The organism is Streptomyces iconiensis (assembly GCF_028657195.3).
Classification (GTDB): Bacteria; Actinomycetota; Actinomycetes; order Streptomycetales; family Streptomycetaceae; genus Streptomyces; species Streptomyces iconiensis.
Genome location: NZ_JANCPR020000061.1, coordinates 47473 through 55855 on the forward strand (window position 1 = coordinate 47473; position 8383 = coordinate 55855).

Annotated in this window: 4 protein-coding genes and 1 pseudogene; 2 read left to right on the forward strand and 3 right to left on the reverse strand. The window is 70.5% G+C overall.

The annotated features are described in order from the left end of the window. Nucleotides 1-53: 53 nt before the first annotated feature. Nucleotides 54-5033 (reverse strand): NAD-glutamate dehydrogenase, encoded by a 4980-nt coding sequence (locus NMN56_RS37800; protein ID WP_274045966.1) that lies wholly within the window; start codon nt 5031-5033, stop codon nt 54-56. Between the two features lie 413 nt (nt 5034-5446). Between NMN56_RS37800 and NMN56_RS37805 the strand changes: the two genes are divergently transcribed. Then, a complete protein-coding gene (locus NMN56_RS37805; protein WP_274045965.1) occupies nt 5447-6013 on the forward strand; it encodes a DJ-1/PfpI family protein in 567 nt (188 codons plus the stop codon). Nucleotides 6014-6198: 185 nt separating this feature from the next. Here the strand turns inward: NMN56_RS37805 and NMN56_RS37810 are convergent. Then, a pseudogene (locus NMN56_RS37810) lies at nt 6199-6891 on the reverse strand (HAD family hydrolase). A gap of 93 nt (nt 6892-6984) precedes the next feature. Further along, nucleotides 6985-7497 carry a DUF6912 family protein gene (locus tag NMN56_RS37815; protein WP_274045963.1) on the reverse strand — a complete coding sequence of 171 codons (513 nt, stop codon included), beginning with the start codon at nt 7495-7497 and terminating at the stop codon, nt 6985-6987. A 302-nt stretch (nt 7498-7799) separates the two neighbouring features. Between NMN56_RS37815 and NMN56_RS37820 the strand changes: the two genes are divergently transcribed. Continuing rightward, complete coding sequence (locus NMN56_RS37820; protein WP_274045962.1) at nt 7800-8354, forward strand: Rv3235 family protein; 555 nt, start codon at nt 7800-7802, stop codon at nt 8352-8354. Nucleotides 8355-8383: the final 29 nt, after the last annotated feature.

Below are 8383 nucleotides of genomic sequence, written 5' to 3' on the forward strand. Positions count from 1 at the left end.
CGGGGCGGGAGGGTGCTTCCTGCCGTCAGCCGTGGCTGACGGTCACGCGGGGGTCAGCGGTTGCTGCGCAGCAGCGTCCGCATCGTCCTCATGGCGACCGACAGGTTGGCCAGGTCGAACGTCTCCGAGCTCTGGATCTCGTCCAGCGTGCCCCTCGCCCGTACGAGGATCGCCCGGTTCTTCTCCTCCCATGCGGCGAACCGCTGCTCCGCCGTCGCCGTGCCGTTGCCCGCCGCGAGCACGTCGGCGGTGAGGAGCTGGTGCGCCGCGTAGAGGTCCTCGCGGATGGAGGAGCGGGCCATGGACTGCCAGCGGTCGGCGCGCGGCAGCTCGCTGACGCGCCCCTGGAGCTGGGTGATCCCCAACCGGTCGGCCAGGTCGTAGTAGACCGCGGCGACGTCCAGCAGATCCTTGCCCGTACGGCCCGCGACGGCGACCACGTCCAGCGCGGAGAACGCGGCGGCGAAGCCCGCGACGCGCAGTGCCAGCGCGGACGGCACCCCGGCCCCCGACAGTTCGTCGTAGGTCTTCTGGTGCCACTTCAGGTCGTCGCCCTTGAGCAGCTTGGGCAGCTCCGCCCAGACCAACTCGACGCGCTCATTGAACAGTTCGATCGTGTCGGCCAGCATCAGCGGCTGCGGGCGGTTGTTCAGCAGCCAGCGGGTGCCGCGCTCGACGAGCTGCCGCGAGCGCAGCCTGATGCCGGTGAGCACGTCGGCCGCGACGACGTTGTCCAGCGCCTCGGCCTCGTCCCAGATGTCGCCCAGGCGGAAGATGGCGCGGGCCGCCGTGTGGGCCCGCACGATCTCCTCGGTCGAGGCGCCCGACTCCTCCTTCATCCGGTGCAGGAAGGTCGAACCCCCCGTATTGACCGTGTCGTTGACCAGCACGGTCGTCACGATCTCGCGACGCAGCGCGTGGGTGTCGATCTGCTGGCTGAACCGCTCGCGCAGCGGCTTGGGGAAGTACGCGTACGCCAGCTGCTGGAGGTAGCCGTCGTCCGGCAGCGAGGTGCCGATCAGCTCGTCCGTCACCGTGATCTTGGTGTACGCGAGCAGGACGGCCAGCTCCGGCTGGCTGAGTCCCTGCCCGTTGGCGTGCCGCTCACGGACCTGCCTGTCGGTGGGCAGGAATTCGAGCGCCCTGTCGAGCTTGCCCTCCTTGGACAGCCGGCGCATCTGCCGCTGGTTGGCGAGCAGAAGGCTGGCGGCCTGCGCTCCGGAGTTGGCGAGCGCGGCGTTCTGCGCGTAGTTGTTGCGCAGCACCAGCTCGCCGACCTCGTCCGTCATCTCGGCGAGCAGCGCGTTGCGCTGCTTGACGGTCATGTCACCTTCCGCGACGACCGCGTTGAGCAGGATCTTGATGTTCACCTCGTGGTCGGAGGTGTCCACTCCCGCGCTGTTGTCGATCGCGTCGGTGTTGATCTTGCCGCCGCTACGGGCGAACTCGATCCGGCCGAGCTGGCTGCAGCCCAGGTTGCCGCCCTCGCCGACGACCTTGACCCGCAGGTCCTGGCCGTCCACGCGGATGGCGTCGTTGGCCTTGTCGCCCGCGTCCGCGTTGGACTCCGTCGACGCCTTCACGTAGGTGCCGATGCCGCCGTTCCACAGCAGGTCGACGGGTGCGCACAGGATGGCCTTCATCAGCTCGGCCGGGGTCATCTTGCTGACCCCGGACTCGATGCCGAGGGCCGCGCGCACCTGCGGCGTGATCGGTACGGACTTGGCCGAGCGCGGGTGGATGCCGCCTCCGGCCGAGATCAGCTGGGTGTTGTAGTCGGCCCAGGAGGACCGGGGCAGCTCGAACAGGCGGCGGCGCTCAGCGTACGAGCTGGCTGCCTCCGGGTTCGGGTCGAGGAAGATGTGCCGGTGGTCGAAGGCGGCCACCAGCCGGATGTGCTCGGACAGCAGCATGCCGTTGCCGAACACGTCGCCCGACATGTCACCGACACCGACGGCGGTGAAGTCCTGGGTCTGGGTGTCGTGACCCAGCTCGCGGAAGTGCCGCTCGACGGACTCCCAGGCGCCGCGCGCCGTGATGCCCATGCCCTTGTGGTCGTAGCCCGCCGAGCCGCCGGAGGCGAAGGCGTCGCCGAGCCAGAAGCCGTAGGAGACGGCGACCTCGTTGGCGATGTCCGAGAACGTCGCCGTCCCCTTGTCGGCCGCGACGACCAAGTAGGTGTCGTCCTCGTCGTGCCGCACCACGTTCTCGGGGTGCACGACCTCGCCGCCGACCAGGTTGTCGGTGATGTCGAGCAGCCCGGAAATGAACGTCTTGTAGCAGGCGATTCCCTCCGCCTGCCAGGCGTCGCGGTCCACGCCGGGGTCGGGCAGCTGCTTGCCGACGAACCCGCCCTTGGCGCCGACGGGCACGATGACGGTGTTCTTGACCTCCTGTGCCTTGACCAGCCCGAGGATCTCCGTACGGAAGTCCTCACGCCTGTCCGACCAGCGCAGACCACCGCGCGCGACCTTGCCGAAGCGCAGGTGGACGCCCTCGACGCGCGGGGAGTACACCCACACCTCGTACTTCGGACGCGGCGCCGGCAGGTCGGGGATGGCCTGCGGGTCGAGCTTCATCGACACATAGGTGTGCGGGCAGCCGTCGCTCGCGGTCTGGAAGTAGTTCGTCCGCAAGGTGGCGTTGATGACCGTGAGGAAGGAGCGCAGGATGCGGTCCTCGTCCAGGCTGGCGACCTGGTCGAGGGCGCCGTTCAGCTCCTCCAGCAGCCCGTCGGTCAGCTCGTGCCCGGCGTTGACCCGGGCCGGGTCCAGACGAGCCTCGAACAGGCTGACGAGCAGCCGCGTCGTATGTACGTTCCCGCGCAGCGTGTCCTCGATGTAGGACTGGCTGAAGGTGGCACCGGCCTGCCGCAGGTACTTCGCGTAGGCGCGCAGCACCATGGCCTGCCGCCAGGTCAGCCCGGCGGACAGCACGAGCGCGTTGAGCCCGTCGTTCTCCGCACTGCCGTTCCACACGGCCTTGAAGGCGTCCTGGAAGCGTTCCCTGGCGTCTTCGTCCAGGCCCTTCTTCGTGTCGGGCATCCGCAGCCCGAAGTCGTAGATCCACGCCGCCGTACGGTCCGCACGGCGCAGCTCGTACGGCCGCTCGTCCACGACCTCCACGCCCATCGCCTGCAGCCCGGGCAGCACGGCCGAGAGCGACACGGGGCGGCCGGTGCGGTAGATCTTGAAGCGGCGCTCGCCCGGTGCGGCGCCGACCGGCTCGTACAGGCTCAGCGAGAAGTCGCTCTCGTCGGCGCTCTGCGTCAGGGACTCGATGTGCTGGAGGTCGGCGACGGCGGCGCGGGGCGAGAAGTCCGCCTTGTAGCCCTCGGGGAACGCGTGCGCGAACTGGTGGGCCAGCTCGGCCGCGCGCTCCTCTCCGCACTCCGAGACGAGGGCCTCGTTGAAGCCGTCGGCCCATGAGCGCGCCGCCTCGGCCAGCCGTGCCTCGATACGGTCCGCCTCGGCGTCCGTCACCTCGGTCAGCTCTGCCCCGGGCTTGACGCGGATGACGAAGTGCAGCCGGGAGAGCACCGATTCGGTGTTCCAGGCGGTGAAGTCGACGCTCGTACCGGTCAGTTCCTCGGTGAGGATGTCGGTCAGCCGCAGCCTGACCCCCGTTGTGTAGCGGTCACGGGGCAGGTAGACCAGCGCGGAGTAGTACCGCCCGTACTCGTCCTTGCGCAAGTAGAGCCGCAGTTTGCGGCGTTCCTGCAAGTAGAGAACGGAAGTGACGATCGAGCGCAACTGGTCGGCCGACGTCTGGAACAGCTCGTCGCGCGGATAGGTCTCCAGGATCTGGAGGAGGTCACGCCCCGCGTGGCTGTCGGGCGTGAAGCCCGCGCCGTCCAGCACTTCGGCGACCTTGCGCCGGATGACGGGCACGCGCCGCACCGACTCGGTGTAGGCGGCGGAGGAGAAGAGCCCGAGGAAGCGCCGTTCGCCGACGACGTTGCCCTCGGCATCGAACTTCTTGACCCCGACGTAGTCGAGGTACGAGGAACGGTGCACCGTCGCGCGGCTGTTCGCCTTGGTGAGTACCAGCAGCCGGTGCTCGCGCGCCTTTGCGCGTGCGTCGGCCGGCAGCCTGTTGAACGACGGCGAGACGGGGTGCCCGTCATCCGCGCTGTGGTGCGGGTCGGAGCGCAGGATGCCCAGGCCCGAACCGGCGACGGGGTTGAGGCTCAGCTCCTCACCCTCCTTGCCGCCCTTGCCGGTCGGCTCGGCGTCCAGCTCGTACTCGCGGTACCCGAGGAAGGTGAAGTGATCGTCGGCGAGCCAGCGCAGCAGCTCTCTGGCCTCCTCGATCTCCTGCTCGGGCAGGTCGTCGGTGGGCTCGTCGGGCAGCTCGTCGGCGATACGGAGCGCGGCGCCCCGCATCTTCTGCCAGTCCTCGACGGTCTCCCGTACGTCCGAGAGCGTCTGCAGCAGATCGGTGTCGATCTGCCGGAGGTCCTCGCGGTCGGTCTCACGGTCGATCTCGACATGGATCCAGGACTCGATGAGCGCGTCGTGCGGCAGCTCGTCCCGCGCCGCCTTCGCCTCGGCCACCGAGGAGTGCTCGTCACGGCCTGCCGCGAGCACCTCCAGCAGCTTCCCTGTCAGGTCCCTGCGCACGACCATCTGCGGGTGGATGACGACGTGGATACCGCGGCCCTGGCGGGACAGCTCATTGGTCACCGAGTCGACAAGGAAGGGCATGTCGTCGGTGACGATCTCGACGACCGTGTGCGTGCACGACCAGCCGTTCTCATCGATGGACGGGGAATAGACGCGGACGTTCGCCGTGCCCTGCGGCCGGTCCTGCGCGAGTCGGTAGTGGGCGAGAGCGGCCCCGAGAATGTCGACCGGGTCACGGTCAGTGAGGTCCTCGGGCGCGGTGTGCAGGTAGTACCGCTGGAGATACGCGCCAAGGGCGTCGTCCTCAAGCCCCTGTACCGGGTGGTGTCCCCCGGCCGGGCTCTGTTCAGCCACCCGTGCGGCCTCTGCCAGCCGCTCGGCTTTTGCTTCATCCAGCTTGGTCTGCATGTCCTCTGGCTCCTGTCGCGCGCCGTTGCGTGACGTTGCGGTGGTGAAGGCACGGCGTCGGGACGCGGGGTGTCCGCTCGGGTCCGCCGCGGTGCCGGGAGATACGACCAGCGGCGCCCCGCACGCTGTCGCGCGGGGGGCGCTCTGCGGAGGCGGCCCCGAGGGCGGATCCTCCGGTGGATATCGCGCTGATCACGTAGGTAAGGCTATCGCCCCGGGCCCAGGACCCGTCATGGGCCTTATGTGTACAAAAATGCGAGTGCGGTTTGCCGTTCTGGCAGCGACGGTCCGAAACCGGACCGCACCCTTGGCAAAGCCGCCGCACCGGAGGACGTTGGCCGGTACGGGACCGCCACAGCGCGCGGTTCCGTCCGGACCCATACCGGTTCCGTTCCCCGGGAGGTGGACACGGCATGACCGCGAACATCCTGATCGTGACCGGCGACGCGGCCGAGTCCCTCGAAGTGCTCTACCCCTACCAGCGGCTGCGCGAGGAAGGCTACAACGTGCACCTCGCCGCGCCCTCCCGCAAGACGCTGCGGTTCGTCATCCATGACTTCGAGGACGGCTTCGACACCTACACCGAGAAGCCGGGGTACACCTGGCCGGCCGACCTGGCCTTCTCGGAAATCGATCCCGGCCAGTACGCCGCTCTGGTGATCCCCGGTGGCAGGGCCCCGGAGTACCTGCGCAACGACCCCGAACTGCGCAAGGTCCTCAAGGCGTTCTTCGACGCGGACAAGCCCGTGGCCCAGATCTGCCACGGCCCCCTGCTCACGGCTGCCATCGGGGCCCTGAGCGGGCGGCGGGTGACGTGCTATCCCGCGCTGGAGATGGACATGCAGTCGGCGGGGGCCGAGTACCAGGACGCGGAGGTCGTGGTCGACGGCACCCTCGTCTCCTCCCGCGCCTGGCCCGACCACTCCAGCTGGATGCGCGAATTCCTCACGGTCCTCCGCACCAAGGCTCCCGTGACGTGACCTGGCCCGACGAGCCTGCCTGGCCTGCCTGGCCTGCCTGGACGTGACGTACACCGGCCCGGCACCACACGGGGGCGCGACGGGGCCTGCGGCGAGGACGGGGCGAGGAAACGACGGCTCGCGCGGTCGGCGGTCGGGGGGGGTCAGGGGTCAGGGGTCAGGGGTCAGGGGTCAACGGCCAACGCTCACCCGGTGGCCAGCCGCTCGGCCGTGTCCACGGCCTCCCGCAGGCTGTCGACCACCGGAACGCCCGCCTCCTCCAGGCTGGCCCTGCTGTGGGACCCGCCCGTGAACAGCACCGCGAGCGCGCCCGCGTGCGCCGCTGCCAGGGCGTCGTCCACCGCGTCCCCGATCACCACCGTCCTGGCGGGATCGACGCTCTCCAGCGCCTGGAGGTGCCGCACCATCTGCGCCGCCTTGCCCCCGCCCGAGGGACCGACGGCACCGTCGACGCGCAGGAAGTGCCGGTCGATTCCGTGGTCGCGCAGCAGCGGCAGCAGTCAGACGTGCGGCGCGAGCGAGCAGAGCGACTGCGTGCCCCCGGCCGCCTGCCGGGACGCCAGCAGTTCGGCAGCGCCGTCGGCGAGGCCGGCGCTGGAAGCGCGCTGCCAGTAGTGCCGGTGGAAGGTCTCGTCCATGACCCGCCACTCACTGCCGCTGGGCGCCCGGCCCAGCAGCCGCTCGTAGAAGCGCGGCACGGGAACGCAGTACAGCTCCCGGTATCTCTCCAGCGTGATCGGCGGCATGCCCAGCTCGCCGAACGCCGCGTTCGTCGCGTCTATCACGGCATGGATGTCGTGAAGGAGCGTTCCGTTCCAGTCCCATACGATGTGCGCCGCCCGGCCGTTCACCCCAGCGCTCTGCTGCCCCAAGACCATGCTCCCGACGGTACGTGCCGCCTCTGACAACGCGACAGCGCTTTTCCCCGGCTGCGTACGGGGACCAACCGGGTTTCCGCAGCTCAGCCGGGGTCAGCCGAGCAGTGCCGGGATCTCCTGGACCGCGAACCACAGCAGTTCGTGGTCCTCAGCGCCGTCCACCGCCAGGCCCGCGTCCTCGTCGCCTTCCGCCGCAGCCGCCAGCGCACCGGCAGCCGCCGCCACGTCCCGCTCGGCGTCGTCCGCGTCGACGTGCACGGCCGCCGCCTTCGCCATCGGCACGGCCGCCGCCAGACGCACCCTGCCGACCGCCTCGTCCAGCGTGATGTCCGGGTCCGCCACGACGTCGCCGTCCGGCACCTCGGCGGCCACGACCACGCGGCGCCGCGGCGCCTCACCGTCAGCGGCGAGCAGCCGCAGTGACGCGAGCGCCGCGCGGCCGAGCGCGGCGTACTCCAACTCCTCGTCCTCCTCGGAAGCGTCCGAGGCGTACCACTCGCGGAGTCCGGGGGTCACGGCGTACGCCTCGAAGGGGCCTGGGCCCAGCTCGCCCGCACCGTGCGCCTCGCGGAGAGCGGGCAGGGTCAGAGGGACATAGACGCGCATGGCTGCCGCTTTCGTGTATCGCCGGACCGGGTGCTCCGTCAGCATACGGGCCCTCAACCGGGGGCGCGGCCGTCACCCGCGCCCTCCCAGGAACCGCAAAACCGCAGGTGGACGACCTGCCACGTCAACGCGTCACCGGGCCGCCATCCAGATAGGGGAACTTCCCCAGCGTTCACCCCCGCCTCCACCGACCCATTGCGACCTGAGGGAACACCGGGCTACAACCGTGGTCAGCAGCCGGTTACTGACCGGTAATCCAGCCGGCCCTGCCGGGCCCGGCACGTTCCACGGGGGAGCAGCCCATGACCACGCCTACGACGCCGGACAGCAACGGCACCGACCCGCACGCCCCCGCGCCGGTGCCCGAGCCCCGCCGCGCCGCACCCTCCGGAGCCCGTGCAGGATCGGGTCCCCGCAGGCGTGCGGGGCGCGGTCCAGGCAGGGGCGCGGCGTCCCGGCCGCCCGGCAGGCGCGACAGCCGCCGCCCGGCAGACTCGGCCCTGCGGGCGGCAGCACACCGCGAGCGCGAGCGGCAGCCACCGTTCTGGTTCGCGCGCCGGCTCCTGCTCGTCCTCAGCGGCCAGTGCCCCGTGCACACGCTCCTGGCGCACACCAAGGGCGCCGCCTACGACCGGCTGGCCGCCCTCGCGCCCCTGTCCCCGCTGCGCCCGCGCGGCGCGGACCGCAGCACTCCAGCGGTGCTCGAAGCACGGGGCTGCCAGCCACGCCAGGGCATCATCGAAGCCTTCGCACGCGTCGCCACGGGGTCCGACCAGCGCGCCATGGCCTTCCGCCTGGAACTGTGCCCGGACAAGCGGTGGCGCTGTACGGCCATCGAGATCGCCCCGGGCCACTGAACAGCGAGAGGGGGCGGCCCCAGGGGGGG

Coding starts and splice junctions, on each gene's coding strand:
- NMN56_RS37805 (WP_274045965.1), top strand. CDS start 5,447: ATGACCGCGAACATCCTGATCGTGACCGGCGACGCGGCCGAGTCCCTC.
- NMN56_RS37815 (WP_274045963.1), bottom strand. CDS start 7,497: ATGCGCGTCTATGTCCCTCTGACCCTGCCCGCTCTCCGCGAGGCGCAC.
- NMN56_RS37800 (WP_274045966.1), bottom strand. CDS start 5,033: ATGCAGACCAAGCTGGATGAAGCAAAAGCCGAGCGGCTGGCAGAGGCC.
- NMN56_RS37820 (WP_274045962.1), top strand. CDS start 7,800: ATGACCACGCCTACGACGCCGGACAGCAACGGCACCGACCCGCACGCC.